This window comes from Pseudomonas bohemica, assembly GCF_002934685.1.
Lineage (GTDB): Bacteria > Pseudomonadota > Gammaproteobacteria > Pseudomonadales > Pseudomonadaceae > Aquipseudomonas > Aquipseudomonas bohemica.
This window is the reverse complement of sequence record NZ_NKHL01000065.1, coordinates 1-26,694: the sequence shown is the minus strand read 5'-3', so window position 1 is coordinate 26,694 and position 26,694 is coordinate 1. Positions and strand designations below refer to the sequence as shown.

24 protein-coding genes are annotated in these 26,694 nt (G+C 56.7%); 12 read left to right on the top strand and 12 right to left on the bottom strand.

Annotation, left to right across the window (positions count from 1 at the left end):
* Window positions 1-167: 167 nt before the first annotated feature.
* Window positions 168-1,109, bottom strand: coding sequence for a restriction endonuclease (locus tag CE491_RS01800; protein ID WP_110946663.1), 942 nt, complete (start codon window positions 1,107-1,109; stop codon window positions 168-170).
* A 324-nt stretch (window positions 1,110-1,433) separates the two neighbouring features.
* Here CE491_RS01800 and CE491_RS01795 point away from each other — a divergent pair, with 324 nt between their 5' ends.
* The 8 genes from CE491_RS01795 to CE491_RS01760 all read left to right on the top strand — a co-directional run bounded on the left by CE491_RS01795 (window position 1,434) and on the right by CE491_RS01760 (window position 8,650).
* Window positions 1,434-1,724: a hypothetical protein gene (locus tag CE491_RS01795; RefSeq protein ID WP_110946662.1), complete on the top strand. Its 291-nt coding sequence runs from the start codon at window positions 1,434-1,436 to the stop codon at window positions 1,722-1,724.
* 634 nt (window positions 1,725-2,358) lie between these two features.
* A complete protein-coding gene (locus tag CE491_RS01790) occupies window positions 2,359-3,612 on the top strand; it encodes an aromatic ring-hydroxylating oxygenase subunit alpha (protein WP_110946661.1) in 1,254 nt (417 codons plus the stop codon).
* A 9-nt stretch (window positions 3,613-3,621) separates the two neighbouring features.
* Window positions 3,622-4,104 (top strand): aromatic-ring-hydroxylating dioxygenase subunit beta, encoded by a 483-nt coding sequence (locus tag CE491_RS01785; RefSeq protein WP_110946660.1) that lies wholly within the window; start codon window positions 3,622-3,624, stop codon window positions 4,102-4,104.
* 33 nt (window positions 4,105-4,137) lie between these two features.
* Window positions 4,138-4,854: an RraA family protein gene (locus CE491_RS01780; protein ID WP_110946659.1), complete on the top strand. Its 717-nt coding sequence runs from the start codon at window positions 4,138-4,140 to the stop codon at window positions 4,852-4,854.
* The gene (locus CE491_RS01775) at window positions 4,847-5,032 is read left to right on the top strand and encodes a hypothetical protein (protein ID WP_110946658.1); all 186 of its coding nucleotides are present in this window, start codon (window positions 4,847-4,849) and stop codon (window positions 5,030-5,032) included. The genes CE491_RS01780 and CE491_RS01775 overlap by 8 nt, the downstream gene beginning before the upstream one ends.
* On the top strand, window positions 5,022-6,383 hold the full coding sequence (locus CE491_RS01770; protein ID WP_110946657.1) for an amidase: 1,362 nt from the start codon (window positions 5,022-5,024) through the stop codon (window positions 6,381-6,383). Before CE491_RS01775 ends, CE491_RS01770 begins: the two co-directional genes overlap by 11 nt.
* Window positions 6,384-6,630: 247 nt before the next feature.
* Complete coding sequence (locus CE491_RS01765; protein ID WP_110946656.1) at window positions 6,631-7,446, top strand: TauD/TfdA dioxygenase family protein; 816 nt, start codon at window positions 6,631-6,633, stop codon at window positions 7,444-7,446.
* A gap of 187 nt (window positions 7,447-7,633) precedes the next feature.
* Complete coding sequence (locus CE491_RS01760) at window positions 7,634-8,650, top strand: LysR family transcriptional regulator (protein ID WP_110946655.1); 1,017 nt, start codon at window positions 7,634-7,636, stop codon at window positions 8,648-8,650.
* 34 nt (window positions 8,651-8,684) lie between these two features.
* Here the strand turns inward: CE491_RS01760 and CE491_RS01755 are convergent, their stop codons facing one another.
* The 4 genes from CE491_RS01755 to CE491_RS30590 form a co-directional block, all read right to left on the bottom strand.
* Window positions 8,685-9,623 (bottom strand): PDR/VanB family oxidoreductase, encoded by a 939-nt coding sequence (locus CE491_RS01755; protein WP_110946654.1) that lies wholly within the window; start codon window positions 9,621-9,623, stop codon window positions 8,685-8,687.
* A gap of 19 nt (window positions 9,624-9,642) precedes the next feature.
* The gene (locus tag CE491_RS01750; RefSeq protein ID WP_110946664.1) at window positions 9,643-11,031 is read right to left on the bottom strand and encodes an MDR family MFS transporter; all 1,389 of its coding nucleotides are present in this window, start codon (window positions 11,029-11,031) and stop codon (window positions 9,643-9,645) included.
* A 146-nt stretch (window positions 11,032-11,177) separates the two neighbouring features.
* Window positions 11,178-13,670, bottom strand: a complete 2,493-nt coding sequence (locus tag CE491_RS01745) for a TonB-dependent siderophore receptor (RefSeq protein ID WP_110946653.1) — start codon at window positions 13,668-13,670, stop codon at window positions 11,178-11,180.
* Window positions 13,671-14,170: 500 nt separating this feature from the next.
* Window positions 14,171-14,404, bottom strand: a complete 234-nt coding sequence (locus tag CE491_RS30590; protein ID WP_234407475.1) for an energy transducer TonB — start codon at window positions 14,402-14,404, stop codon at window positions 14,171-14,173.
* Here CE491_RS30590 and CE491_RS30945 point away from each other — a divergent pair.
* Complete coding sequence (locus tag CE491_RS30945) at window positions 14,403-14,882, top strand: hypothetical protein (protein WP_267894465.1); 480 nt, start codon at window positions 14,403-14,405, stop codon at window positions 14,880-14,882. The two genes, CE491_RS30590 and CE491_RS30945, sit on opposite strands and share 2 nt — an antisense overlap.
* 61 nt (window positions 14,883-14,943) lie before the next feature.
* Here the strand turns inward: CE491_RS30945 and CE491_RS01735 are convergent, their stop codons facing one another.
* The 5 genes from CE491_RS01735 to CE491_RS01715 all read right to left on the bottom strand — a co-directional run bounded on the left by CE491_RS01735 (window position 14,944) and on the right by CE491_RS01715 (window position 19,071).
* Complete coding sequence (locus CE491_RS01735; protein WP_110946651.1) at window positions 14,944-15,348, bottom strand: ExbD/TolR family protein; 405 nt, start codon at window positions 15,346-15,348, stop codon at window positions 14,944-14,946.
* 30 nt (window positions 15,349-15,378) lie between these two features.
* The gene (locus CE491_RS01730; RefSeq protein WP_110946650.1) at window positions 15,379-15,993 is read right to left on the bottom strand and encodes a MotA/TolQ/ExbB proton channel family protein; all 615 of its coding nucleotides are present in this window, start codon (window positions 15,991-15,993) and stop codon (window positions 15,379-15,381) included.
* 207 nt (window positions 15,994-16,200) lie between these two features.
* Window positions 16,201-16,965: an ABC transporter permease gene (locus CE491_RS01725; protein ID WP_110946649.1), complete on the bottom strand. Its 765-nt coding sequence runs from the start codon at window positions 16,963-16,965 to the stop codon at window positions 16,201-16,203.
* Window positions 16,965-17,840: an ABC transporter ATP-binding protein gene (locus CE491_RS01720; RefSeq protein ID WP_110946648.1), complete on the bottom strand. Its 876-nt coding sequence runs from the start codon at window positions 17,838-17,840 to the stop codon at window positions 16,965-16,967. Before CE491_RS01720 ends, CE491_RS01725 begins: the two co-directional genes overlap by 1 nt.
* 214 nt (window positions 17,841-18,054) lie before the next feature.
* Window positions 18,055-19,071 carry an ABC transporter substrate-binding protein gene (locus CE491_RS01715; RefSeq protein WP_110946647.1) on the bottom strand — a complete coding sequence of 339 codons (1,017 nt, stop codon included), beginning with the start codon at window positions 19,069-19,071 and terminating at the stop codon, window positions 18,055-18,057.
* A gap of 304 nt (window positions 19,072-19,375) precedes the next feature.
* Between CE491_RS01715 and CE491_RS01710 the strand changes: the two genes are divergently transcribed.
* The 3 genes from CE491_RS01710 to CE491_RS01700 are packed head-to-tail and all read left to right on the top strand — an operon-like array spanning window position 19,376 to window position 22,469.
* A complete protein-coding gene (locus CE491_RS01710) occupies window positions 19,376-20,755 on the top strand; it encodes a dihydroorotase (protein ID WP_110946646.1) in 1,380 nt (459 codons plus the stop codon).
* Entirely contained in the window at window positions 20,755-21,684 is a 930-nt protein-coding gene (locus CE491_RS01705; RefSeq protein WP_110946645.1) for a dihydrodipicolinate synthase family protein, read from the top strand. Before CE491_RS01710 ends, CE491_RS01705 begins: the two co-directional genes overlap by 1 nt.
* Window positions 21,684-22,469, top strand: coding sequence for an SDR family oxidoreductase (locus CE491_RS01700; protein WP_110946644.1), 786 nt, complete (start codon window positions 21,684-21,686; stop codon window positions 22,467-22,469). Before CE491_RS01705 ends, CE491_RS01700 begins: the two co-directional genes overlap by 1 nt.
* Window positions 22,470-23,576: 1,107 nt before the next feature.
* Here CE491_RS01700 and CE491_RS01695 read toward each other — a convergent pair.
* Both CE491_RS01695 and CE491_RS01690 read right to left on the bottom strand, forming a co-directional pair.
* Complete coding sequence (locus CE491_RS01695; RefSeq protein WP_190727045.1) at window positions 23,577-25,298, bottom strand: hypothetical protein; 1,722 nt, start codon at window positions 25,296-25,298, stop codon at window positions 23,577-23,579.
* A 565-nt stretch (window positions 25,299-25,863) separates the two neighbouring features.
* Window positions 25,864-26,694: TniB family NTP-binding protein (locus tag CE491_RS01690; RefSeq protein ID WP_110946642.1), on the bottom strand; the 831-nt coding region annotated here is incomplete at its 5' end.

Genomic DNA, 26,694 nt, shown 5'->3' with positions numbered 1-26,694 from the left:
TGATCGATTTTGAACGCTGCCGTTTTTTGAAACCGCTATGGCTCAGCAGCTGAGAAATAGCTGCCTACTTCAGACCATCCTTAGAGAAAATGTTATGCAGGAGAAAGGGAATTAATCAGTTTTATCGGCGTTGCCGCTCATGGCCATAAACCGCTAACCGGCTGTGTTCACTTCACCCTCATAGGCGCAAAAATCGCCCGAATCCCCCGACACTTTGGATAATCCGCACAACCCCAGAAATTGCCCCCTGCGTTGGCACCAGTGCGCGCCACACGCATCACCATCGTCTTACGGCAATGCGGACAGGCAGGGGGTTTTGGCGCAATCGGCACCTCAGGCGTTTCCGGTTTAGCGACAGACTCCGATACAACCGGTACTGCAAATTCCGGCTCAATCACCATTGGCTCGACTCGTTCGGCGACCACCTCAACGGTCGGGCGTGGCCCAGGTTTCTTCGTCTCGGCAATCCACTGCTTCAGGACATTCCCATCCACCAATTGCAGATTTCGGCCCGAGGCGAAGTCCCGCGCCTGTTTGGTAAACGTCCCACTGGTGACCACGAAACCACCGACAGCGCCTTCAGCCGCCATCGCCCCGTACAACTCACGCACGACCGGCACTCCCACCTGGACCGAGCGCCATTGCTTGCACTGCACCAGATACGTCTCGCCATCCTTGCGTGCGACCAGATCGATGCCGCCGTCCGGCCCGTTCGAGCCCGTGTCCTGCACCTTGTATCCCCGTCGCCGCAATGCCTCGCCCACCAGCAATTCGAACTCGTGCCAGCTGATGCTCAGCAGCGTATTCCCGCCGGACGTGGCGGCGGATGTCAGGAGACTGCGTGATCTGAATCGACGGAAAAGCGCAGCGATGGTGCCGCAGCCGAAAATGAACGGCAGTAGATACTGGCCGAACCCTGCGGCCGTCCGCGCCATGCTTGCCAATACCGCAGATTGAAACCGGTGGGGATCTCCAGAGAACGTTGCGGGCTGATTTGCTAGCGAATGCAGGGCAAAGCCCGAAACCAGCGCAATCGCCAGACTGAGCCACCAAGGCAGCTTGCTGGCAATAAAAAAGAGGTCGTCAAACAGGGAAGATTTCTTGGCCATATCCGTGGTTTCCACAAATCCATGAAAGAAAAAGTATTCGGCAAACCCTCAGCCGCAGGCGTGAGCTTGCTTGCAACACGCTCCACCTGACACGGGAAAAAGCCGTCTGCTATCAACTCGCCCTGTAGCAGTCCGGCTCGCCAGCGGCAGCCATTATAAGATTCCTACAAAACTCAATCAGAAAAAAAGAACGGTCTGTAAGAACCTTCACCCCCAACCGAAAGAACGCCATCACATTCTACAGAGAAAATGCGTTATGATGGCTTAATGATGTCATGTAAAAAGCTGCCTGGAATACTCATCCCGCATCGCTAAGGAATGGCCATGACAAAAACAGTAACCGCCTTCGTCGCAGCATTTGCGCTGCTCAGCGCTTTCAGCGTTTGCGCCAGGGAAACCGGCCCAACCGACCCCGCAATCGCCCAAATCCTCATCGAAAACTCCATCGCCAATTATTCCGGCAACTGCCCATGCCCCTACAACGCCGCACGCAACGGTAGCCGCTGCGGCAAACGCAGCGCCTACAACCGCGCAGGCGGCTACTCGCTGTTGTGCTTCAAGGAAGATGTGTCTAAGGAAATGGTGCAGGAATATCGCGAGCGGACTAAAGGCTAACGATCAGAAGATGCGGAGGCGGGTGCCAGCTGGCTCCCTTTCCTGGTGCACGCCGACCGCGGAGCACAGGTTTCTGAAAGCGTCGATGTCCATGGAATAGGCTTGAGCAATCCGGCGTCGATCTCCCGTCGTGCTGAGATTTCCGGGCCTATCGTCACGCAGCCGCCCTCCGTGGCATGAATTTTCACCTCCCCCTGATCCAGCGATCGAAATGCTGCAATGCCTTTGCGTATGCGCGCCAGATCGCGAAACAGCGTGCGGGTGCAACGCTCCAACATTACGCCTGCTGCGCTCGGCACCACACCCGTATTGGTGCGTTCCAGACTGGCGACCGGCTGCAACTAACCGATAAGCCCACGCCGGAAGTAGTGACTGCGTTGACGCACGACGGTTTCTCAAGACTCCCCCTGATGTTGGCGATGACGTGAACGCATCCTTCCCATGCGTGTAAGCATGTTCACGCTGTCAGCGTAAACATCGTCGCCAGTGCCATGGTCTGCGCAAAGACGCTTTTTTCGCGCCACGGCGAGCATTTTTTGATGTTGGAGGCTGTGCGACAACGCCTTACTTTAGCGCCACACAAGGTCAGTCCAGGACTGTCGTTCGCATGGTATTGCGCAGATAGGAAGCCACTTTGAAAAAGCCACAGCCCGCATTATTAGTCACGTGGCCAGAGGAGGGCGTTCGGCGAATTCCCTTCGAGGTCTACTCGGATCCAGAGGTCTTCAAGTACGAACAAGAGGCCATCTTTCGTGGGCCGATCTGGCATTTCCTGGGTCTGGAGGTTCAGATTCCTGACCCGGGTTGCTATGTGCTTGCGCAAGTCGGGGAAACCCCCGTCATCGTTGTACGGGGCGATGATGGAGAGGTCGGCGCGATGGTCAATCGCTGCTCTCATAAAGGTACGCCGTTGGCCTTTGTGCCATCGGGCAAGGTTTCGCGGTTCATGTGCATTTACCACAACTGGTGCTTTGACCTGAAGGGCAAGATGACTGCCGCGGCCTTCGAGCGCGGCGTGCGTGGCAAAGGCGGCATGGCGTCGACCTTCAACAAGCAAGAAAACGGTTTGCAGCGTCTGCGCGTGCACACCCTGCACGGTCTGATTTTCGGCACCTTCAGTGATGAAACACCTTCGTTCGCGGACTACGTCGGCGCCGATCTGATCGCTAATATCGCCCGGGTCTGCGGTCGCAAGCTACGTCTGCTGGGTCAGTACAGCCAGGCAATTCCGTCGAACTGGAAGCTCTACATCGAAAACGTCAAGGATCCTTACCACGCTTCGATCCTGCACGCCTTTAACGGCGTGATGAAGCAGGATCGGCTGACGATGGAGGGCGGCATTGTCATGGGAAGCAAAGGCTGGTCGCACATCAGTTTCTCGAAGATGGACTTCGAGACCGGCGGCGAAGTGTATGAAGAGGCAGAAATGCGTTCCGCCGAACTGAACATTTATGGTTTTGGTCTTCGGGATAAATCCATGACGGCGGTCTGGGATGACTTTGGCGACAGTGTGTCGATGACGATCCAGACGATCTTCCCCAATTTTGTCTTGCAACAACTGCGTAACTGCCTGGCCGTGCGCACCATCGTGCCCATTGGCACGCACGAATCTGAACTGCGCTGGATCGCTTTTGGTTTTGAGGACGACGATGAGGCCAAGACCAATGGCCGTCTGAAACAGGCCAACATGATGGGCCCGGCCGGTCTGATTGCCATGGAAGACGGCATGATCGGCGGTCTGGTCCAACGTGGTATCGCTGGCAGCCTGGACAAGGCAGCCGTGGTGGAAATGGGGGGGCACGGGATCGAGCCAATTCCGGGCTCCAGGGTTTCAGAAGGAAGTGTGCGCGGGTTCTGGACCGGATATCGGGCGTTGATGGGGTTATAAGGAACGATCATGGGCATAGTCATCCACCGAATCACCGAATCACAAGCGCGTCAGTTGATCTCCGATTACACCTACACCATCGACGATGGCTCAGTATCCAACTGGCCGACGTATTTCACGGACCCCTGCCTGTACCGCATCACCACCCGGCAAAACCACGAAATGGTCATGCCGCTGTCAATCATGCTGTGCGACAACCAGGCGATGCTGTACGACAGAGTCGAGGCCATCGAAAAGGCCAATATCTTCGAACCACATTATTACCGGCATGTGCTTTCCGAATCCAAGGTGGTCGACAAGACGGACACCACGATTCACATGGAAACGAGCTTTATTTGCGTGCGCACGATGCTTGACGGGCGTGTCACGTTATTCGCCACTGGACGGTATTCCGATCAGATTGTCCTCGAGGAGGGGCGCTGCCTGTTCCGTTCGCGGGTGGTGATTCTGGACTCATCCAAAATCGACACACTGATTGCCATACCGATTTGACGGCGTCTGTTTCATCTGCGGGAGTGCATTGCAATGGCGTTAAGTGAACTCAATCGGCAGCGGCTGGCCGAGGTCAATATTTCCACGCTGAGCACGTGCCTGTTTCGCCTCGGCGTACGCAGCACCGTACCAAGCGGCATCGTTGCTTTGACTCGGCAACAACCGCGCATGGTCGGTCCAGCGTTTACCTTGCGCTTTGTGCCGATGCGCGATGACCGCGGCGGGCAGGCATCTTACGGTACTGACAGCAACGTTCATCAACAGGCGTTCGAGCAATGTCCGCCGGGCAGTGTCCTGGTGCTGGACACGCGTGGCGAAACGCGGGGTTGCTCTTGTGGCGATCTGCTGATCGGGCGTCTGAAGGTGCGCGGTTGCGCCGGCATCGTGACCGATGGCGGATTTCGCGACACCGCGCAAATTGAAATGCTTGGCTTCCCCGCCTATCAGCGTTGCGCGGTGCCTGCGCCCAGCTTCGGTTTTCTGCAAGCGGTGGAAATGAACACGCCGGTAGGCTGCAGCGATGTCGCGGTCTACCCCGGCGACATCATCGTTGGCGATGCCGAGGGCGTGGTGGTAATTCCGTTAGCCATTGCCGACCAAGTCGCCGAGCAAGGCTACGAGCAAACCCAGTACGAAAAATATGCGGCCAGCGAGGTCGCCAGCGGTCGCAGCATCATCGGCCTTTACCCTTCCACGCCAACATCCCGTGAGCAATACCGTTTGTGGCTTGGGGACCGCGTCGATGGGTGACCATACCGAGGCCGATGACGCATTGCTCGAACAGCTGCGACGTCAAGGTTTGGACGTAGGCCAGCAACGGTTTGCAGCGTTTTGTGTGGCTCATCGTTACCTATTGACCTTCACCGAACAACTGCGTCAGCACAGTCTGGTTTCGGTGGTCCATCTCGTTACCCGCGATGAGCGTTGACCCATCAGCGGCCAGCAGCCTTGCCGAGGCATCGAGGTTGATTCGAGCGGGGCGCCTGAGCGCTGTTGAGCTGACGCGCAATTGTCTGGAAACGATTGACCGTCTGCAACCGCACCTGGGTGCTTTCGTCACGCTGCTCGAGGACTCGGCGCTCGCGGCGGCCAGGGTTGCCGACGTCGAGATCGAACGTGGTGCCTGGCGCGGGCCGCTGCATGGCATACCGCTGGGCATCAAGGACGTGATCGATGTAGCGGGAGTGCCGACTTCGGCACAGTCGCGGCAGATGCGCGGTTACATGCCGACGCGCAACGCCGGTGCGGTCGATAAGCTGCTGGCGGCCGGGGCAATTGTGCTGGGTAAATTGACCTGCCATGAGTTCGCTTTCGGCCCGCCGGTGTTTGGCGAGTGTGGACCGGTGGCACGCAATCCCTGGAATGTGCAGCATTTCGCGGGTGGATCTTCAAGCGGTGCGGCAGTTGCCATCGCCAGCGGGATGTTACCCGGTGCCCTAGGCAGCGACACGGCAGGATCAGTCCGCAGCCCCGCGGCATTGTGCGGCATCGTCGGCTTCAAACCGGGCGGCTCACGTATCGATCAGCGCGGTACATTGCCCCTGGCCCCCAGCCTCGACGCACTGGGTCCGATGGCGCGTACGGTTGAAGATTGTGGCTTGATCTACCAGTCGCTGCTATGTTCGGCCGGTCAGGCTCAACCCTATGACCTGACACTGCAGCGGGCTTTGCGCGTGGGTGTCGCGCGCTCTTTCTTCAATGATCAATCGCCACTCCAGGCTCAGGGGCGTGAGGCCATCGAGGCTGCGCTGGAGATGTTCGGCCGTCTGGGTCATTGCGTCGTGGATGTCGACTTGCCGCCGCTGCGCGACTGGAATGCCGCCGGGATGGTGATCCTGTTAAGTGAAGCGTTCGCCTGTCATGAACATTGGCTTCGCACGCGGCCGCACGATTACGGTCCGGCGCTGCATGATGCATTGCTGCTCGGGGCGACGCTATCGGCTGCCGACTATGTTCGGGCGATGGAGTCACGCTTGCTCATGACCCGGAAACTGGACCTGGAGATGGAGCACGTGGACATACTGATCGCACCGATTCAGGCAGGCCAGGCGCCGCGTCTGGATCAGCTCAATAACTGGGGGTTTCTGGAAACCCCCAGTTTTGGAGTTGCTTTCAACCTCAGCGACAACCCGGCGCTTTCATTGTGTTGCGGGTTTGGCGACCAAGGATTGCCACTGGGTCTGCAACTGATCGGGCGACGCCATGATGAGCTGACGGTGTTGCAAGCCGCTCAGGCTTACGAACGAAGTTGCGACTGGTATTTGCGGCGCCCTGATTAGTTAAAAAAGATCCACAGTTCAATAGCCTTATAAAGGTGCAGTCAGTATGAAGTTGCACTGTTTAATGGAGGCGCGCATCGCGCTATTAAATAGAAGTATGAGCGCCGAATTTCTCTGCCTCTAATCCCGTTCTGAAGCTCTAGAATACCTCTTAGACCAGACGGAAATTTCAGAGCGCTCGCTTGAAGCTTACAGTTGCGTTGCACAAGCAGTAGATAATCCAGTTAACACCTATCAGGAATATGCCATGAGCTACCAAAGCATTCGTGTGGTTCCAACCACTCCCCATATCGGCGCGGAGATCTTCGACATCGACTTGACGTCGCCCTTGTCCACGGCAGTGATACGGGAATTGAAGCAGGCACTGTCGGAGTTTCAGGTCATCTTCTTTCGCGATCAGCCCATCAACTTTGACAACCACATGACACTGGCCGTGTTGTTCGGCGAGATACACCACCATGTCGGACCCGCGACCGAAAGCAAACCGATACCCGAGTATCCTGGCATCCGTGTCCTGCATTTCGACAAGAATTCGACAAAGGTAGCGGGCGAAGACTGGCATTCTGATCAGACCTGCGCGGCCATGCCGCCGATGGGTTCCATCCTGCACATTACCCAGACCGCACCTAACGGCGGCGGCGCGACCCTGTTTGGGAGCATGTATGCCGCATATGAAGCACTTTCGCCGCTGATGAAGACATATCTGGAGGGGCTCACGGCGACCCATGACGGTCGTCGCGTGTTTGGTCCTGACGCGCCCGTTAACTCTCACCCCATCGTCGTGCGTCATCCAGAGACCGGTCGTCGACTCATTTTCGTGAATAAAGCCATGACCTCGCACATCGACGGTCTGCCGCGCGATGAAAGCGAAGCAATCCTCAATTTCCTTTATGCCCACTGCCAGAAACCGGAATTCCATGTTCGCTTTCAATGGCGCGACCACTCCATTGCCTTCTGGGATAACCGCTGCACGCAACATAAAGCGATATGGGATTACTACCCTAACGTGAGGTTGGGTTATCGGATCCAGATTAAAGGCGCTGCGGCACCAGCGATGGGTTAAGGGCAAAACTTTGTAACTGGCCTAATACCTGCATACTACTGATCAGGATTGGCGGCTACATACCGTACACATAGTGACTGGTCAATGGAATGCTCAGCGATGGTGCAGTGCTGATAATGCGCGAAAAGAGGGTAGCGTCCGACGACTTTTCGCTGTTCATTCATCGATTCGGTTAGGTTGCGCAATAATGACCCTTGGATTACTACCCCATTTTGTGAACACGGCGGCACTGCGATACTTCTATGAAGTTGCCCGCCACGGCTCTTTCAAGCTCGCGGAAGAAAACATCTATATTGCGGCGTCTGCCATACGGCGGCAAATCCAGTTGCTGGAACAAGAACTGGATACCAAGCTGTTTGTGCGCGACCGCAATGGACTGCGATTGACGTCATCCGGGGAGTCGCTGCTGTATCGGGTCAAACGTGCGATGAAAGAGCTGAGCATCGCGCGTTCGGAAATCGACATCCTGCAGGGCGAACACACAGGCAATGTGCGCATCGGCATAAACGAGACGGCTGCCAAGGAGTTCCTGGCCGGCTTCCTGGCGACCTTTCGTGAAGCGCATCCGCGCATTACGTTTGAAATCGTCGTGGCCAATTCCAACATGCTCACCGACATCATGATGCGCGGCGAAGTCGACATCATCGTCGGATACGCGCTGGAGCAGCAGAGCGGTTTGCAGAGGGTGGTTTCCTACAATTTGCAGACCTGCATCACCGTCCACAAATCTCACCGGCTGGCGAACCGGGCGTCAGTGCGGGTGGCTGACCTGGTGGACGAGAACTTCATTTTCCCCAGCGGCGACCAGACGCTGCACCACGCGCTCAATCAGATTTTTACCCGAGTTGCGGTCAAACCGATGTTCAGCGTGGTCGCCAACTCTTTCGAGTTCATTGCGGTAATGGTGAGTCAGGGCCTGGGGATCGGTTGCCAGGTCAGGCTTTCGGCGGGGCCAGACCCGATGCGCCCAGACCTGGTCTATGTGCCGATTCGCGACGTGACGATCAAGTCGGCGGTGCTGGCCTGTTACATCGCAGCCGAGGGTACATCGAACAAAGCGACGTTGATCTGCCTGGAGGAGTTGCGCGAGGCGCTTGATCAATGGAGCCTGCAATCGGTGGATGAGACGCAGTGCCGCGAGGGCGACATGGCGGTGGATGCGCACCGTTTGCCGTCGCCCGCCGATGGCATGGGCCTTCAGTAGAGGTCAGTTTGGCCTGACCTCCCAACGCTCGGGCTTACAGATCCAGCACCAGACGGGGGCTCAACGCCCGCGAACAGCAGGGTGTGAACAAGTCGTTTTGCGCTTGTTCTTCCTCGCTCAACACCTGATCCCGATGATCGACGATCCCTGCCCGAACGCCTGTCAGGCATGCGCCGCAGATACCCTTGCCGCATGAGATCGGCACATCGATGCCAGCGGCTTCCAGCACTTGGTGCACGGTTTGGTTGGCCGCTACGGCCAATGTCATTCCGGTGCTGACAATCTCGATCTCGAAGGCGTGCGCCCCGCCGGGCGCGGGCGTCTTGGCACTGAACACCTCGCGGTGCAAGTTGGCTTCGGCCCAGCGCAGACGCCGGGCCATATCGAATACCTGCTCCATGAACAGTTGCGGACCACACACATAAAGATGCTTGTCTGGCGCGGGATGGCCCGGCAGCGCGGCGTCGTGGAAGGCCTCGCGGTCGAAGTAGGCGTAGACCTGCCCCGGAAAGTGATCGGTCAATTGCGTGAGGAAGGCCGAGTTCTCGGGGTCACGAGCGCGGTAATGCAATTCGAACTTATCGCCCCGGTGCGTGAGCTCGTGGGCCATGCTTATCAAAGGTGTGATGCCGATGCCGGCAGCGATCAACACATGATGACGGCCCGATGGATGCAGTTCGAACAGATTACGCGGCGGGCTGATGGTCAACCGTTGACCCACTTCAATCTGCTCGTGCATGAATTGAGAGCCCCCACGCGAAGGATTTTCACGCTGCACGGCGATTAGGTAGCGATGACGTTCGCGGGGCGAATTGCACAGCGAATACTGGCGAATCAGCTGCGAATTCAGGTGCACATCGATGTGTGCACCCGCCTTAAACGCAGGCAGCGGTCGCCCTTCGGTATCGGCCAGCTCGAAGACGAAGATGGTGTCGGTTTCCTGGTGTTTTCGTGTGACGAGAACCGTGAGCATGTGGACTCCTGAACGGCGATTAGGGGGTGGCGTCAAGCGAACGGTCGGGCAAGTAAATCGCCACGACCAAGGCGGGAATGGCCAGCGAGGCATCGATCAGGAGCAGATGGCGAAACACCGTTTCCAGCACTTCCACGCTCAAACCACCGGCGAGGCCGCTGCCCGCCAGCGAAGCATCTGCGCCCGCCCGGCGCAGCAGCAGCAACAGCAGCCGTGAGATCAACGCGATGCCGAGCGCACCACCCAGGGCTCGCAGCAAATTGAGCGTGCTGGTTGCCACGCCAATGTGCGAGGCGCTGACTGACATTTGAATCGAGACCATGCTGGCCGGGAACTGACAGCCGATGGCTGCTCCGCAGATCAACATCCAGAACCCGGACAGGTAAACGCTCTGCAGCGAGGTGCAGGCCAGTCCGGCAATGCACGCTGGCAACAATAGGGTTCCCAACAGGATCTGCGCCTTATAGCGTCCGATGCGGGTCATCACGCGTCCGCTGAGAAACGCACCGACGGGCACGCCAACGACCAGCGGCAATACGTGCATGGCTGCCTCGTCCACTGATCGGTCAGTGAGCATTTGATGACGCAATGGCAGGATGACGGTAAGGACGATCATCTGCAGCGAGGCAAACAGCGCCACTAGCGCACTGAGCAGGGGATGGCGTTCGGTGAGCAAGTAGAGCGGCAGCAGCGGGTCCGGACTGCGCTTTTGCTGGATAACAAAGCCGCTGAGCGTCAACGCCGAAACGACCGTCAGCACGATGTGCGTGTCGTCGCCCGCCAGCCCCGGAATTTCACCCGAGCCGCTGATGGCGAATAACAGGCTGGTCAGTCCGCCGACCAGCAGCAGCGCGCCGGGGTAGTCAATATGCGGCGCGTGACGGGGTGACGGCAGGTCGCGTAGGGCATGGCGGCAGAGCAATCCTGCCGCCAGCCCCAGCGGCAGGTTTATCCAGAAAATCCAGCGCCAGGACGCGTGCGCAGTGAGCAGCCCACCAAGCAGCGGACCGGCCACGCTGGCCAGGGCAAAGGTGCCGCTGATGTAGCCCTGATAGCGCCCCCGCTGGCGAGCCGGCAGCAGGTCGCCGATGATCGCCTGGCTCAGGGTTGCCAGGCCGCCGGCGCCTAATCCCTGCAGGACGCGCGCGGTAATCAACTGCGCCATGGTATGGGCCAGTCCGCAGGCCATCGAGGCCAGGGTGAACCAGCCAATGGCAATCAATAGCAAACGCCGCCTGCCGTAAAGGTCGCCTAGTTTGCCGAACAAAGGCGTGCTGACGGTCATGGCCGCCAGGTAGCCGGAAATGATCCAGGCCAGATGCTGGCTATCGCCTAGCTGGTTGGAAAGGGTACCCAGGGAAACCGCCACGATGGTCTGATCCAGCGCGCCGAGAAAAATGGCCAGCATCAAGCCGAACAGGATCAAGCCAAAACCGCTTGCGACCGGCGAAATGCAGAGGGGAGTGTCGGAGGAATCGCGCAAACCGGATATCCAGGCTACGGTGCGCGGGATCGGCAGCCAATGAAGGATGCCGACCCCGTTGCGTGCAGCGGTCAGAATTTATAGTTGAGCGAGGCTGTGAAGGTCCGCGGTTCCGAAGGGAAAACCAAGACCGAGTCGAACAGGTTCGCAGAGGTGAAGTACTTCTCATTGAGCAGGTTGTTGACGGTCAGCAAGGTTGACCAGTTCTTGTAGTCATACCCCACCGAGCCGTTCCACACGGTGTAGGCGGGCAGGCGAATCTGCTTCTGGTTGTCGGCCCACTGCGCATCGACCCACGTGAAGCCAAGGCTACCGTTCAGGCTGCCTGGGCCCAACGGTTGCGTGTAGTTGCCGTAGAGGCTGCCTACCCACTCCGGCACACCGCCACGATCCCATTCTCCGCCCAGCACAGAACCCGATGGATCGAAGAAGCGGTATCCATAGAGGCTCGACGGATCGACCCCGAGGGCGTTGGCCACCGCCGCGGTATTGAGGATGGTGAATGGAGCTCCTTTTTCGCGGACAGCGGTCTTGCTGCCGGTGGCGCTCAGGGAGAAGTTCTTGTTCAGCAACCATCGCAGCTCTGCTTCGTAACCCTTGCTATTGACAAGAATGTCCGAACCACTTTGTGCATCCTGATAGCTGCGGTCTTGATCGAAATAGGCCAGGCTTCCGTAGACATTGTTGCTCGGGCTTTGATACTTCATGCCGAACTCACGCAGTTTGGAGTCCTGCAGCCATGAGCCGTTCTGGACGTTCTCCACGGGTACACCACCGGCGGAGTTGGACGCTAGGGCGCCTTGCTTGGCATACGTGAAGTAAGGAACTATGCCCCACGGTGTCTTGTACGACAGACTAAGGTTGTAAGAGCCCTTGTTGTCGGTATCGCTATACCAGTCCGCGCTGCCGTTGTCGTCAACGTCGCTGATCAGGTTGCCTGCTGTGCCGCGTCCTTTCTCCGATGCTTTCACATCGTAGTAATCCATGCGGTAACCGAGGGTCAGGTCAAAGTTGTGCCACTGGATGTCGGTAAGAGCGAAGGCCCCTGCGTCCTTGGTAACCGAATAGTTCTGCGAGCTGTAGTTGCGCGCGTATTGGCCCGATGCTGTTTGAACGACGCCAGTATGCCCCGAATCGAAGCTGTCATTCGGCGTTGCGCCAACACTCAGGTCGCGACGGTCGAAGATTTCATCGCCGTAGGCTTCCTTGTCGATGCCATTGTAGTAACGGTAGTTGACACCGACATTGTTCGTGAGGCTTGCATCGCCCAGGGTCATCGGAAAGGTGAGGCTGATCTTGTCTTCCCAAGTGTATGAATCGAAGTCAGCAGTAAAGCCATAGGAGGAGTACTTGTAGTGGTCCATGCTTTCGTAGAAAGCCTGGTTCTTCAATTCCACGCCGTCGCCTAGATCACGAATAAGATCGAAATACCCGGTTTTGACGTTCGTGCGTCCACGGTCCGCCTTGGATGTCATTGTCTGGTCGTGATCCAGCTTGGTGGTGCCGGAATTGTTCAGCTTGCCCAGCCCTCCATCGTTGGGAATGCTGCAATTCGAGTAACCGCCGCTGCAATACACATCCAGCAGCGCGTCACCGTTGCCTGAGGGTGAGCCAACCCCCGGCGTGATGTTGGTACGGACGTTTTCGGGATAAAGCTCGCCACCACGAGTGACCAGGTTCGATGGTGAGCCGGTGATGTAGGTACCGTGGTCGATCAGGTCCTGAGTCACCCGGTTCCAGCCGGCGTTCTGGATGCGTTCGGAGTGCAGATACTGCCCGCCGAACTCAGTGCGCAGGTTATCGCTCAAATCCAGATCGAAAGCCAACTGGCCCAGTTTGGACTGCGGCTCGACATAGTCGTAGTAGCTTTTGGAGTCTTCCTGCTCGTAGTAGCCATAGACACCACCGCGATGCTCGCCGATCTGAAATGGCAGGCCGCCTTCCGCATGAACCTTGAACTGATCGTAGGAACCGACAGTGGTACCGATTTCCCCCGTGGGTTCTTCAATGTATTTGGACGTCGCCGACTTCGCCGATTTTGGCGTGAAGTTCATGTAGCCGCCGATCTTGCCTGCGCCGAACATCGGCGGCACCGGCCCGCGCACTATGTCCACCGAGCTGGCTGCGGAAATCGGCGTGGTGTAGTTACCAGAGTTCTGCACCCGCTTCATGCCGCGAAAGTAGTTGTCGGCTTCTTCGCCGCGCAGCGCCAGTGAGCCCGCGATACCAAAAAACGAGCCGGTATAGGCACCCGGGGTCATGCGGACCAGATCGTTGATGTCGCGCAGCCCGTAGCTTTTGATCAGTTCGGCTGACACTTCTGTTACGGAGCGTGGCGTCTCCACCAGCGGCTTGTCCAGGCCGAACACGCTGGAGCCGGCAGTGGCGCTCGGCATGATTCCGAGGTTGTCGTCGTAGGACTCGTCAACGGTGTAATCCTTGAGCTTGACCGGGTCGTCCTTATTGGCTGCGGTATCATCGCCATGTGCGGCCGTGCACACCATCGGCATCGCCAACGCGACAGCAATACCGAGTTGCTTGTAACTGAAAGTGAACGCTCCCATGCCGGGCTCCTGCATGTTTAGTGAAGGCAATGTTTTTTGTAGAAAGCCCTGGCGAATCGAATTAACTGGATGACCAGTCAAACGAAGTGTTGTGGCATCGCAGCAGGCTCGTAACGGTATTATTTGCCGTCGATAAGTCGAGGCGTCCGTGTGAGCGCCAAGCTAATGGGATGGGGGTCGTTCGTAAATATCAAAAAATACGCAGGGTTCGGCTAAAAATTAGCAGCGCTCGGCAACTCGATATAAGTGAGTTTAAACGGGGCGGCAGGGGGTGCGCCGTGCACAATAATGTCCCATTTAAAGGTTTTGCATTTCGAGTAACGAATAGTTAGATTGGCCCCGGCTTATTTTTGCGAGCGCGTTATCAGCCAAAGTTTAAGGGCACTGCATAAAAAAACCGACACAAGCGAACTTGTGTCGGTTGAAGGGATTCCTTCCCTGGATCACGATTGCTTAGATCACCGTCTCGTGGGCTGAGCCGGGTGCAGACAGGGTGATGTTTAGCCTTCGGCTTTTTTCAAGTCGAACTTCACGGTTTGCCGTGCATGTTGTTCCTGAGCTACACCGCCGACCATGCGCGGCTGAAACTTCCAGTTTTTGACTGCGTTGATCGCAGCCTCATCGAATAGCCGTGGCGGCTTGCCTTCCAGGACTTTGGCCGAGGCGACCGTTCCATCCGGGCGAATCACCAGGTCCAGCACGACATAACCCTCGATTTTTGCCTGACGGGCCATGCGCGGATATGCCGGGACCGTCTGCTGCAACGCGACCGCATCACTGCTCCCGCTTGGCGCCGGCGGCGTCGGCACCGGCTTGGGAGGTGGCGGCGGTGGCGGTGGCGGTGGCGCAGGCGGCACCGGTGGAGGCGGTGGTGTCGGTAATGGCTTGGGCGGCGGCGGTTTAGGCAGCGGCTTGGGCAACGGTTTGTCGACCGGCTTGGGCGGCAGCGGTTTAGGAGGCGGCGGTGGCAATGGCTCAGGTGGCGGCGGTGGTGGTGGCTCCGGCGGTGGAGGGGGCGGCGGTTCTGCTGGCGGCGGCGGTGGCGCGTCGGGTGGTGGAGGTGGTAACTCGACCATCTCGATGCGGGTGATCTTCGGTGGCTCTTCGACCGGCGCAGGCTTGACCTCGATCATCACACATGCAGCGATGATCAATGCCATCAGCGCCAACGCACCGCCAACCGCCAGCGGCATCGGCAAATGGTGGTGGTGAACGTGGCTGTCCTGCGTAGCCCATAAGGCGCCGCTTCGTAGGTTCTTCTCCATGGCGCCCACTATTTCTGTGTGGCCAGGCCAATGGCACTGACACCGGCGCCGCGGACCAGATCCATCGCGTGCACGATGCTTTCGTAGTGGCTGCCACGGTCACCTGCGATCACCACGTCGAGCTTGCCGGTACCCTTCATGTCGGTGAGCCTGGAGCTCAGTTGCTGGTCGTCGATCAACTGTCCGTCGACGTAAAGGCCACCGTCCACTGATACGCCGATGTTCAGCGTCACCGATTCAATGGGGTCTTGCGACGAAGACTGAGGCAGATCCAGGGTAATGCCAGCGCCCTGAATCATTTCGATCATGATGAGCACGAAGAACACCAGCAGGAACATCATCACATCGATCATCGGAATGATCTCGATGCGTGCCTTTTCTTCGTGCCCCAGGTAATTGGTTTTTCGGGCCATGGGAGATTCTCCGTAGAAGGCGAGCGGGGTTCAGATCGTCGCGAAACGACTGATCAGCATCGACTTGACCAACTCCATCTGGTTGACCACCAGGCGGATCCGCTTGTTGAAGTAATTGAGGAACACCACGCAAGTGATGGCGATGCACAGGCCCACGGCCGTCGCGACCAGAGCATGGGCGATGGGGCCGGTGACAGAGCTGACCTTTTGCGAACTGTTGGCTGCCAGTACGCTGAACACCTGAATCATGTGGATGATGGTCCCCAGCAGTCCAAGCAACGGCCCCAGGGTTACGCAGGTATCGAGCACCCAGAGGTTGCGATCCAGATACGGCATTTGCACCATGATGCTTTCATCGACTTCGCGCTCCATGGCCGCTTCACTCTTGTTCGGCGCATCCAGCGCTGCCTCCACCAGCTTGCCCTGCACGGTGCGCTGGTAATGGCCGGCGACTTGTCGGGCATCGTGTTCGTTGTTGTAACTAACATGACGCAGATCGGCGTCGAGGCTGGCACCCGATTGAATGCTTTTACGAAAGAAGAAGTAGCGTTCGATGATGACCGCAATTCCGATAATGAAAATGACCAGCATTAATGGAATGATGCCCCACGAATCTCTTGAATACTGGATTACACCTTCGAACATGTGAGTTCCTTACGCAAAGCGTTAAAAAATTATCGTTGGGGCAGTCTGAAATACAGTCGATGTCAGTCGACATAACGACCGGTTCAGTGAAAAAAAAAGCGGCGTGGCGGTGCGTTGTTTTAATAAGAGCGGTGATCGCCATAACCCGAGTCAGGTCTTCGTGTTTGTTATTGATTCCAATGATTCAATATGCGCAGTATCCAGTGTTTATTTGCCCCGTTTGGCCCAGTGCGTAAAACGCCTTTCAATAAGTTCGCACAGTTGGTAGGCGATGACCGCCATTGCAGCAATAACGATCACGCCGGCGAATACCAGGGGCACATCAAAGCGTGACGAGGCTGCCTGCATAAGAAAGCCGATTCCCTCGTTCGAGGCGATGGTTTCCGACAGCACAGAACCGACAAACGCCAAGGTGATAGCGATTTTCAACGAAGCGAACAGATACGGGGTCATGCGCGGAATACCAACCTTGGTCAGGATGTCCCAGCGGTTGGCGCCTAGCGAGCGCATGACGTCTTCCATTTCGGCATCGATGGTCGAAAGCCCCGTCGCCACGTTTACGATGATCGGAAACACCGCCAGGGAAAACGCAGTGACCACCGCAGGTACCGTGCCGATGCCGAACCAGAGCACGAAGATCGGCACCAGTGCGACCTTGGGCACGGCATTGAAGGCAATGAGCAGCGGATAAATACCTCGGTAAATCAGCGGCGAGGCGCCGATCGCGAGGCCGAACAGCATGCCCATTACCACCGCAAATGCGAATCCGACGCCCGTGGTGTAGAGCGTCTGCAACGCGTTAGGCCAGATCACGTCGTAGTGTTCGGTAATGGAATGAGCGATAGCGGTGGGCGGCGGCAGCATCAGGCTCGCGCTGCCCAATGCCATGGCCACGATTTGCCACACCACCAGCAAGGCCAGCGTGGTGATCCACGGCACAAAGGCATGGGATCGGGTTTTGGACTTTTTCATCAGGCGCGGGCCTCGAGGATTTTCTCGCGGATTTCAGTGACGATTTCGCTGAATCCGTGTTCGTAGGTGCTTTGGAGGGTGCGTGGCCTTGGCAGGTCGACAGTGCGCTCAAGAATGATGCGGCCGGGACGCTTGCTCAACACCACAACCCGATCGGCCAGAAACACCGCCTCACGCAGATCATGCGTTACCAGAATTGCGCTGAATCGCTGCTTGAGCCAGAGGTCCTGAGTCATCAGCCATAGCTCTTCGCGGGTGAATGCATCCAGCGCGCCAAAGGGTTCGTCAAGCATCAGCAGTGGAGGCTCGTGAATCAGCGCACGACAGACGTTGGCGCGCTGTTGCATGCCGCCGGAGAGTTCCCAGGGGTACTTGTTGGCGAATTCCTTCAGGCCAACGATCTCCAGCAGGCGTATCGCGCGCTCGCGGTATTCGTCGTAATGCTTGCGCAGGCGTTGCCGGTGGGGCCTGACAAGTTCAAAAGGCAGCATCACGTTGGAGAGCGTGGTGCGCCATGGCAGCAGGGTCGAATTCTGGAAGGCCATGCCGACACTGCGTACCGGGCCGGTGGTCTTCTCGCCTTGGATAAAAACCGCGCCACCGTCAGGCTGCAGAAGCCCAGTTACCAGTTTCATCAGCGTGGACTTGCCGCACCCGGACGGTCCTACTACTGCCACGAATTCACCTTTGCGCACTTGCAGATCCAGCCGATCGATGGCCAGCATCTGCTCGTCATCGGCGCCGTATACGAGGCTGACGTTGCGCAGATCGACGTAGGGCTGATTGGTCTGCGGTTGTCCTGGTTCAGGTCTTGCTGTTGCGCCCGAGCTGCCCTGGTTTTCAAAGGCAAAGCTGTCGGCAAAACGTTCGCTCATGCTCACACCCGATCACTCCTCATCGCTTGGCATTTTCGCTGACCCATGACGACTGCCGTCGCGCTGATCGGTCACAACGCGATGGCTTGAGCAAGCCTGCCTTCTATTGATCGGTCTGGATGACCGGCACGTGGCTAACGGTTCGGATGGCCCTCTGGCGGGCGATTCGTTCAATCTGTCGGTGCTGCGAGTTCTTGGGCTCAGCCCCTTCCATTCAAGGGCTGCCGACGCTCAGCTCCCGCTGCGGCGGCAGGTAATCGGCTGTCCACACTGAGCTGCTCGAGGCCGGTGCGAACCCCATGGCGTCGGATATCTGCGCGATGGAATGGCTCAGCCGTACGGCGTCGATGCTGCTCAAGCCGTGCTGTTTGACTTGCGGCGTCAAGACTGCAACGTTGTTCGCAAAATCCAGGTGCTCGGCCTCAAGTCTGGCGTCGAGCATCGAGTTGTAGCTGCGCAGCGATGCGATAGCGGCTTGTGGGTCATTGATGGTCGCCTTGATGCCTACCACTGTGCAGCTCAGGAAGTCGCGCATCTGTTTGGGGTGCGTGCGCGCCCATTCAGGTTTCACCACCACTGCGTTGCCCGGCACATCCACGCCGAACTCGGCGAACGGCATGCTGACAATCTGGTCGCGCTGCACGCCGACTGAAACGAAGCCGTTGACCACGGTCAGCAGATGACCTGCCGCGGCATCCGCCTGACCTCTGACGACTGTGGCCTGGCGCAGGTTAGGCGCTACATTGACCCATGAAACCTTGGTCGCATCGACGCCATTGGCCTTGGCGAACGCGGGGAACAGCATCCGACTGGCTTCGCCTTGGGTATCGGCGATGCGCTTGCCCTGCAGGTCCTTGGGGGTGGCAATGCCTGAGCTTTTCAGGACGCTGACTGAGGCGGATGAGCGATCGCTGACAATGAAGGTCGCAATCAATGGGTTTTCCGGGTGCTCGGCGTTGTAAGCCAGCACGCTGCCAAAGTCCGCGACGCCGATGGCGTAGGAACCCGACGCCACTTTGCTGATGCTGTCGCCGGAGCCGAAGCCGCGGTCAATGGATACATCCAAACCCTTCTGGCTGAAACAGCCGCTTTGGGCGGCAGCGGACCACATGGCCTGGGGACCTTCGAATGCCCAGTCCAGAACCAGCCGAACCGAGTCGTCGGCATTAACTGCCTGAGCTATGAAACACCCCAGACCGGCGGACAGAACAACCTTTACCGCGTGTTTCATCCTCAACCCCTCGGGACATCAGTCGTTCGATTTGAAACCACAGTACGGGCGCCGAGCTTTTAGTGTAAAGGTGAGATTTTCGGTCCGGCAGAACGAATTATTATCGCTTTGACGCGCTGCTCCGGCGCCGCTTGAGTCGTCGCGCCGATTGCGCCTGAAGCACCGGGACCGGATCTGTCAGTCGAGGATTCATCGGGTGCCGGCGCTGATTTCTCGGCGTCCCTGGCAGATTTTTTATCGTTTACGTCAGCGCTGTACCGCTCCTATGCTCGCCGGATTCGTGCCTTGAGCGGAGACAACGTCTATGAGTGATTTCGACCTGGTGATCCGTGGCAATGTGGTCACCCCCGACCGCATCATCGAAAACGGTTTCGTCGCGGCGGTGGATGGCAAGATTTCCCTGGTGGGCGAGGGAGAACCGCCTGCTGCCCGCGACACCCAAGACCGCCGGGGTTGCTGGGTCGTGCCCGGTGCCGTCGACGGCCAGACCCACACCGGCAGCGCCAATCATGAGTGGCTGGGTCAGGCTTCCCGCGCGGCAGCGGCTGGCGGTGTGACGACGCTGATCGACATGCCTTATGACGAGCCGGAACCGGTCTGGAGCGCCGAACGCTTTCATCAAAAGGCCGCTCGCGCCAACGCCGATTGCCACATTGATATCGGCCTCTACGCAACGATACGTCCACAGGACGGCCTGGACGCCATCCCGGGGCTGATCGAAGCCGGGGCCTGCGCATTCAAGTTCTCGACCTTTGAAGCCAACGCGTTGCGCTTTCCCAGGATCACCGACGAGGTGCTATACGAGGCCATGCGGCGGATCGCGCCGTCTGGCCTGGCGTGTGGCGTGCACAACCAGGATCAGGAAATGACACTGGCCAACATCGCTCGGCTCAGGGCTGCGGGCGATACCGGATGGGATGCGTTTGGCCGGGCGCATCCGCCGCTGATAGAAAACCTGGCGACGGCCAAAGTCTATGAGCTGGGCGCTGCAACCGGCGCTCGCGCGCACGTGGTTCACATTTCATTGTCTCGGGGATTCGAGCTGTGCAACCAATACCGGCGTGCAGGCTTCAAGACCACCGCCGAAACCTGTGTGCAGTATCTGATGCTCAACGAAGAAGAGCATGTACGGCGTCTGGGTGCCAAAACCAAACACTACCCACCGATTCGCCCTCAGGCCGAGGTCGACAAGTTGTGGACGCACATCGCCGCCGGGGACTGCGATTTCGTGTCCTCCGATCACGTGTCCTGGGGGCTGGACCGCAAAGGCGACCCCGATATCTTCAAGAACGCTGCCGGCGGACCAGGCCTTGAAACACTGGTGCCGGCCCTGTGGACCGGTTGCCTTGAGCGCGGGATTTCGCCATCGATGGCGGTGCGCTTGCTGTGCCAGGGGGCGGCGGATTTTTTCCTGCTGCAGGACAAAGGCGCTCTGGCGGCGGGCAAGGACGCCGACATCGCGATCCTCGAACCTGGGCGCTTCATCTACGACCCATCCAACAGCCAGGCAGCGGTGAATTGGAGTGCCTTCGACGGCCGCCAGTTTGCCGTACGCGTGGTGGCGACATTCTTGCGTGGCGAGATGGCATGGGACGGGCAAGCGATCGTCAACCAACCGGGTAAAGGGCGTCTGCAAAAGCCGCTCCTACGCGTCACTCATTCAACTACCGAGGTCAATGCGTAATGCCTTTGAACGAACAGGCTGCTGGGGTTTTCATCATCTGCGTCACGCCCTTTACCGAAACCGGGGCGTTGGATTTGCCGAGCGCCCGAAGCATGGTCGACTTCTACCTGGCGCGCGGAGCGACAGGCCTGACGGTGCTGGGCATGATGGGCGAAGCGCCTAAGCTGACCATGAGCGAGTCACTGACCTTCGTCGAGTGCGTGCTCGACGCCGTCGGCGCAAGGGTGCCGGTGGTAGTGGGCGTCTCGGGTGCCGGGCTGGCTTCCATGGCCGAACTCAGTGCAGCAGTCATGGCCGCAGGGGCGGCGGGAGTGATGGTCGCGCCGCCTTCGAACCTGCGCAGCGATGCGCAGATCCGCGCCTATTTCGCGCAGGTAGCGCAAGCCATTGGCGTAGACACCCCGTTCGTGCTGCAGGACTTTCCCTTGGCGACCACTGTCACCATCAGTCCGGCGACTATCGTGCAGATCGTCAACGACAACCCCAACTGCGTGATGCTCAAGCATGAGGATTGGCCGGGATTGAACAAGATCACCGATCTGCGCGATGCCCAGGCCAGCGGCGCCATGCGGGCGATTAGCATTCTGGTGGGCAATGGTGGTGTGTTTTTGCCTGAAGAACTAAGGCGGGGCGTCGACGGCGCCATGACCGGCTTTGCCTTTCCGGAGATGATGGCTGATGTGCGGGATGCCTGGTTGTCCGGCGATCTCGAGTACGCGCAGGACGTGTTCGATGCCTATCTGCCGCTGGCCCGCTATGAGCAACAGCCGGGTTTTGGCCTGGCCGTGCGCAAATACATTCTGGCCAAACGCGGCGCCATCGCATCGCCAACTCTGCGCGCCCCGGCGCCGAAATTGAGTGCGGATGACGTTTCCGATATCGAGCGTCTGATCTACCGCCAGACCCGACGTCTTGAGGAGTTGAATTAATGGAGCTTGGACTCAAGGGTCGCCGCGCGCTGGTACTGGGCGCCAGTCGTGGGTTGGGTGCAGCGATCGCCAAAAGCTTGGTGGCTGAAGGCGTTACGGTAATTGCTGCCGCGCGCTCAACTGATCTGATAGAGGCTTGGGCGGGGCAGCTCGATCCGCAACAGTCGGCTCAGGTCAGCGCGCTGGCGCTGGATTTGAATGATCTGGCGTCCGTGAATAGGGTGGCTGACTGGATCATTGCCGACGGCAATGTCGACATACTCGTCAATAACGGCGGTGGGCCGCCCTCGGGCAGCGTGCTCGATCAATCTGCAGAGCTATGGCAAGCGCACTTCCAAAGCATGGCAGGGCACGTATTCCACCTCACCAATCGGCTGATTGGCGGCATGCTGGCGCGGCGCTGGGGAAGGATCATCAGCGTTGCCTCCTCTGGCGTCGAACAACCGATTGCAAATCTCGGATTGTCCAACGGCATCCGCATGGCAGTGCTTGGCTGGTCGAAAACCCTGGCCACTGAAGTCGCCGCCCAGGGTGTCACGGTTAACGTCGTGTTACCGGGCCGTATTCATACCGACCGGGTCGACCAGCTTGATCAAGGCGCCGCTACGCGCCAGGGCAAAAGCATCGATGAGATCGCAGCGGCCTCCCGTGCCAGCATTCCGGCGGGACGCTATGGCACGCCCAAAGAGTTCGCCAATGTGGTGATCTTTCTCGCCAGCGATGCTGCGTCGTATATCACTGGCAGCGCCATCCGAGTCGATGGCGGGATGATCCGGTCGGTGTGATACCTGGCGCCTTGGTTGCCGTCGTGTTCAAAGCCTTGAGCGACAGCGACCTGCGGCGTCGCTCGGGATTAGGCGGTGTACGGGGCTGGATGACGATGTCACCGGGGTTGGTTCCATCTGGGGGTACGCAGCTCGAAGGTTTGGGTGTAACTCGACGCCTTGCTAAACCCCAATCTCGCCGCAGGCCGTAGAAGGGCAGCTTGCTGACGATCTGACTCGTAGCGGCAGGAAAGCCTGCGGATGCGATGTTCTTTATCGTCCCCCACGCTCCACGTGGGAGCGCTGGCTGCGGCGCTCTTCGTCAACCTCGACGTGGAGCGTGCGCAACTGCATAACCACGCAGAATGTGGGAAATGACCCAGCGCGAGGCTGGGCAGTCCAGCATGTGCACGCGGCGAACATCAGCCGCCTTTGACTTGCCCGTCACGATATTGCCATGCCTGATGCAGTTGCGTCATGGTGTCGGTGTTCGCAGTGGGGATTGGCCAGCGCTAAGCTGCGTGCCCTCACCACATGGCACTAGTGACAGCGCCAGGTGGTGCATTTGGCGATCCATTTCAGGTCATCGTGACATTCTGTCAATGTTTCGTCAGAAGTGGTGAAAGCGTAGGTTTTCACGTAGCACTGAAATGTAGCGGTCAGTCTTGAGCGTTTTCGCGGAAGGGGAGTTCATGAATCCTGAAACTGTGTTTCAGGAAGACTGAAATCTTTCTGCTTGATGCCCATCTTGACGTAACCCATAAATTTTCGTGGATAGCCCTAGTCTAAATATTTGAGGAGAGGACGGTGCTTACACCTGATCCACCATATGTTGAACGTGCCGGAGTGCTGATATTAAATTTTTATTTTTAACGAGTTTGTTCGTCATGATCTTGTTGATTGATGGAAATTACATATCGAGTTTTTCATCAGTTTCAGACGAAAGGAAAGAGGTTTTTATTCTGGATGGCGTCGGCGTAGGCTGCCATAAGCGCGAACTATGCTATCGCGAGGTATGTACTTCGGGTGGGATATAGATAATTGAGGGTGTTAAGTTGCGAAAAGCTTTTTTTTGAATGAAAGATTTGGCGCCGCATGCTGTCTTATGATTTTCTGAGGGGGGTATGGTTAAGTGTGTCGAGGTGTGGCAATTCTAAGTACTTCACTGATCATGAGTACAGGGTGTTTGTAGTGGTAATTGGGCAAGAAATAAGTTTTTAATTTGTTTAGCGAAATCATCCTGCTAGCAGTATAGGCCGGCGCACCAAGAATCCTGTCTGCCTCTTTAGGAGTGCAGTAATGATTGAGGAATTTGTCGAGTTTATTTAAATCTTCAGGCGTAAGGTGGAAGGTTCCTCTGATTTCAATGGGTTTTACGTATTTGGGATGAGTAAATCGGCGTTGAAAAGAAAGGTACGTCATCTTACGAGCCAATAAAAAAACAGGGAGAGCAGTCAATGATTGCAAAAATACCTTCAGTTTGGATAGCTCTTCGGTAGAAACTCCAAAATAATTCCGGTAGCACGGCGCTCGTTGAGGTTGAATTTGTGAACGAACTAAGCGAGTAGTGTCTAGGGCGCTGATACTTAGCGTTTTTGCGACTTCTTCTATCGTTAACATATCTTTATTTAGCCAGAGTTCACCGAACTTATCATTGTGAGGGTTCACTCTAGCCGCCAAATTCTTAGGCAGCGTTGAACGGTCGTATATCAAGCTTGCTGTCCCGGTAACGTTTGGGCCTGCAATTGGAAATATCCCTAAGCGTTGCAAAACTCGGGATACAAATTTCGAGCTTATGTTCAGTTCTCCCCCCAGTTCGGTAGGCGTAGCATAACGGCGATGGAATTTTATAACATCTTCACGGAGTACTAGGCTGATATGGTTTTTATGATGTGATACGAGGCCTAAGTCACGGTAATACTTCACTGTTCTACTATGTTTGTTAAGAATGGTTGCAGCCTTTTCAATGGAAATAAAAGTGCCTGATTCTACTGTTCGGCGGGATCGAAAGTTACCTAGTGAGTATTTTAGCTTGGGAAGTCCTGCAATGATTTTGTGTATGGCCGGGACATCCTTTGTTTCTACAAAGAAAGGAGTGCGTGGCCAATCTGTGAACAGAGGATAATCAATTGATTGTATACGCATGGCCATGCGAATATCTGCAGTTGAAATGTCTAAATACTGTGCGAGATCGCTTAGCTTGACATGCGCGCGCAAAAACTCGTCGATATTATCTTTCAGGAAGTAAATTTTTGAGTTTACGTATTCTTTTTTTCCAAGTGCGTTATGTTTGACGAGGTAGGCGTAGCGGTCTTGGCTAACGGATAGCTTCTCGATGACCTCTTGTCGCCTGTAATATTTCCCCTCAAGTATCGCACCTTCTAGGTATTGTTGTTTACTGAGTGCCTTCTCAGATTTTTTATTGTTCTCTACGAGTTGGGATAAAATGGCAATGGTATACGGCTGTCGGGTTTTATAAGGCGGGCATGGGGGACCGATCCATTGTTCTCTTCTCATCTGTAGCCAGTGATCGATGGTAATGTCAAGAAGTTTTGGCATTAGCCTACCAGGGATTCTAGTTGTCGAGGGTGGATAAAATGCGCGGGCAGGTGTGGTTTCTAGGTTCTTTTTTAACTCTTCAATCGTCGATGAATCAAAAAGCAGATTCAACTTACATAGCAAAACATCTCTCTCCAGTGAGAGAGAAATGTCATATGCATTAGCAAGCGATTCGGCCGCTTGCTTCATATCATTGAAGGTGAGAGCAATGGCTGCAGCAAACTTATCCCAGGTCAGGGTTGTGCTGATTTTTTTTAGGTCAATATCCAGTTGGCGAAGAATGGAGATCATTTTATCAAATCGTAATTGGTCCGCAGATTCCAATATCTCCTTCAGCTTTTGCTCTGGTAGAGCGTCCTCCCGAGTACACCTTGGCGACTCGAGAGGTTCGCCGCAATCACATGTGATCGCCGCTTGATTTATCCAGGTGAGGCGTTTTTTACACTTGGGGCAATTGAATAAGTAACACCGATTGTGAATCGGACAATGTGAGGCCAGGTACAGGTCTTTTAATGAATGCTCCCATCCAGCACGCGTGCACTCTGTACACAAGGCGGCCTCCGTCCGACGCAGGAGGCGAGGGCTTACGTGAAGCAGGCCAATAGATACCGGTCCCCATGGTTTACTCCTGCCATAGAACCCATTCCGCGCTTTAGCTTGTAGGGGGACCTCAAGGTTAGATGTAATAAATCGTTCGAATCGGCTACCTTGGAGTAGCGCAGAAACTTTGGATTTTTCATCGCGAATGTGAAATTCAATAAATTTGCTGGGTTTGGAGTACCCATTGTATTGGCACAGCCGCTTGATGAGGCTCGTTGGGCTCTCGTGAGGCAATGGCAGAGGAATAAAATTAACCTTATTCATGGCTTTTCTTATATATCTTCAGGTAGCAGGCCTTCAATGTCTCATCGAAGGGATAGGGGGAGTGGCTAAACCTCAGGTGGAGCAACGCGGCAGCTCTTTTGAAATCGGTCAGGTTCAGCCCGGAGCTTTGATGAGTAATCGCATTCTGTAAAGCACCATGAATCAGCATTCGGACGTACTCCAAGTTTCCTGAGCTGGCAATGAACAACCGTGCGGCGATATCCGGATCGGTCAGTCGAGCACCGTTAGTAATGTTAACGATAGTCTGTATATGGTCATCCAGCTTCGAAAGCAGGATCATGTAATCGGACGTGTTTTCTTCACTATAGGACAGCCACGCCAGTTCGATGATGAATGGAAAACGGCGGGCGAAGGCATCGGACTCGTTCAAAAGTTTCAAGATGGCGTCGGTTCCGGCCAAGACGAAACAGGTCCGGCTTAGATTGGTCATCGTAACCATCCAGTCGATCGTGACTTCTTTTGCTTTTTCTGAGTCGCGCTTGGCTAGGTTATTGAACTCGTCGAGTTCACACAATTTTACGCCGCAAGTTTTTAGCAGTGCCAGCAGACGGAAGTTCAACTCAACTGTGTCACCCCTCAGGTCAGCTTTCTTACCCGTCGGTGTCAGCATCTGTATGGCAGTCTTGGCGAGAGATTTGACCGTCACAGGCGAGGGCGTGATGCAATAAAAGGCTGGCCTTATCGTGTAGACGCCGTCCGGTAGCATTTCCTCATGCGTCGGTCCTAGGTTTTGTACGAAAAGTCGGCAGGGTAGAATTGCCGCCATGATTGGCTGGAGGCCCGCATGGCAAAGCGTTACGAA

What these genes read in the sequence shown, in the direction of transcription:
- CE491_RS01800 (WP_110946663.1), bottom strand. Translation starts at nt 1,109, where the DNA reads ATGGCCAAGAAATCTTCCCTGTTTGACGACCTCTTTTTTATTGCCAGC.
- CE491_RS01795 (WP_110946662.1), top strand. Translation starts at nt 1,434, where the DNA reads ATGACAAAAACAGTAACCGCCTTCGTCGCAGCATTTGCGCTGCTCAGC.
- CE491_RS01785 (WP_110946660.1), top strand. Translation starts at nt 3,622, where the DNA reads ATGGGCATAGTCATCCACCGAATCACCGAATCACAAGCGCGTCAGTTG.
- CE491_RS01780 (WP_110946659.1), top strand. Translation starts at nt 4,138, where the DNA reads ATGGCGTTAAGTGAACTCAATCGGCAGCGGCTGGCCGAGGTCAATATT.
- CE491_RS01775 (WP_110946658.1), top strand. Translation starts at nt 4,847, where the DNA reads ATGGGTGACCATACCGAGGCCGATGACGCATTGCTCGAACAGCTGCGA.
- CE491_RS01770 (WP_110946657.1), top strand. Translation starts at nt 5,022, where the DNA reads ATGAGCGTTGACCCATCAGCGGCCAGCAGCCTTGCCGAGGCATCGAGG.
- CE491_RS01765 (WP_110946656.1), top strand. Translation starts at nt 6,631, where the DNA reads ATGAGCTACCAAAGCATTCGTGTGGTTCCAACCACTCCCCATATCGGC.
- CE491_RS01760 (WP_110946655.1), top strand. Translation starts at nt 7,634, where the DNA reads ATGACCCTTGGATTACTACCCCATTTTGTGAACACGGCGGCACTGCGA.
- CE491_RS01755 (WP_110946654.1), bottom strand. Translation starts at nt 9,623, where the DNA reads ATGCTCACGGTTCTCGTCACACGAAAACACCAGGAAACCGACACCATC.
- CE491_RS01750 (WP_110946664.1), bottom strand. Translation starts at nt 11,031, where the DNA reads ATGCTGGCCATTTTTCTCGGCGCGCTGGATCAGACCATCGTGGCGGTT.
- CE491_RS01745 (WP_110946653.1), bottom strand. Translation starts at nt 13,670, where the DNA reads ATGGGAGCGTTCACTTTCAGTTACAAGCAACTCGGTATTGCTGTCGCG.
- CE491_RS30945 (WP_267894465.1), top strand. Translation starts at nt 14,403, where the DNA reads ATGCGCGGATATGCCGGGACCGTCTGCTGCAACGCGACCGCATCACTG.
- CE491_RS30590 (WP_234407475.1), bottom strand. Translation starts at nt 14,404, where the DNA reads ATGGCCCGTCAGGCAAAAATCGAGGGTTATGTCGTGCTGGACCTGGTG.
- CE491_RS01735 (WP_110946651.1), bottom strand. Translation starts at nt 15,348, where the DNA reads ATGGCCCGAAAAACCAATTACCTGGGGCACGAAGAAAAGGCACGCATC.
- CE491_RS01730 (WP_110946650.1), bottom strand. Translation starts at nt 15,993, where the DNA reads ATGTTCGAAGGTGTAATCCAGTATTCAAGAGATTCGTGGGGCATCATT.
- CE491_RS01725 (WP_110946649.1), bottom strand. Translation starts at nt 16,965, where the DNA reads ATGAAAAAGTCCAAAACCCGATCCCATGCCTTTGTGCCGTGGATCACC.
- CE491_RS01720 (WP_110946648.1), bottom strand. Translation starts at nt 17,840, where the DNA reads ATGAGCGAACGTTTTGCCGACAGCTTTGCCTTTGAAAACCAGGGCAGC.
- CE491_RS01715 (WP_110946647.1), bottom strand. Translation starts at nt 19,071, where the DNA reads ATGAAACACGCGGTAAAGGTTGTTCTGTCCGCCGGTCTGGGGTGTTTC.
- CE491_RS01710 (WP_110946646.1), top strand. Translation starts at nt 19,376, where the DNA reads ATGAGTGATTTCGACCTGGTGATCCGTGGCAATGTGGTCACCCCCGAC.
- CE491_RS01705 (WP_110946645.1), top strand. Translation starts at nt 20,755, where the DNA reads ATGCCTTTGAACGAACAGGCTGCTGGGGTTTTCATCATCTGCGTCACG.
- CE491_RS01700 (WP_110946644.1), top strand. Translation starts at nt 21,684, where the DNA reads ATGGAGCTTGGACTCAAGGGTCGCCGCGCGCTGGTACTGGGCGCCAGT.
- CE491_RS01695 (WP_190727045.1), bottom strand. Translation starts at nt 25,298, where the DNA reads ATGATCTCCATTCTTCGCCAACTGGATATTGACCTAAAAAAAATCAGC.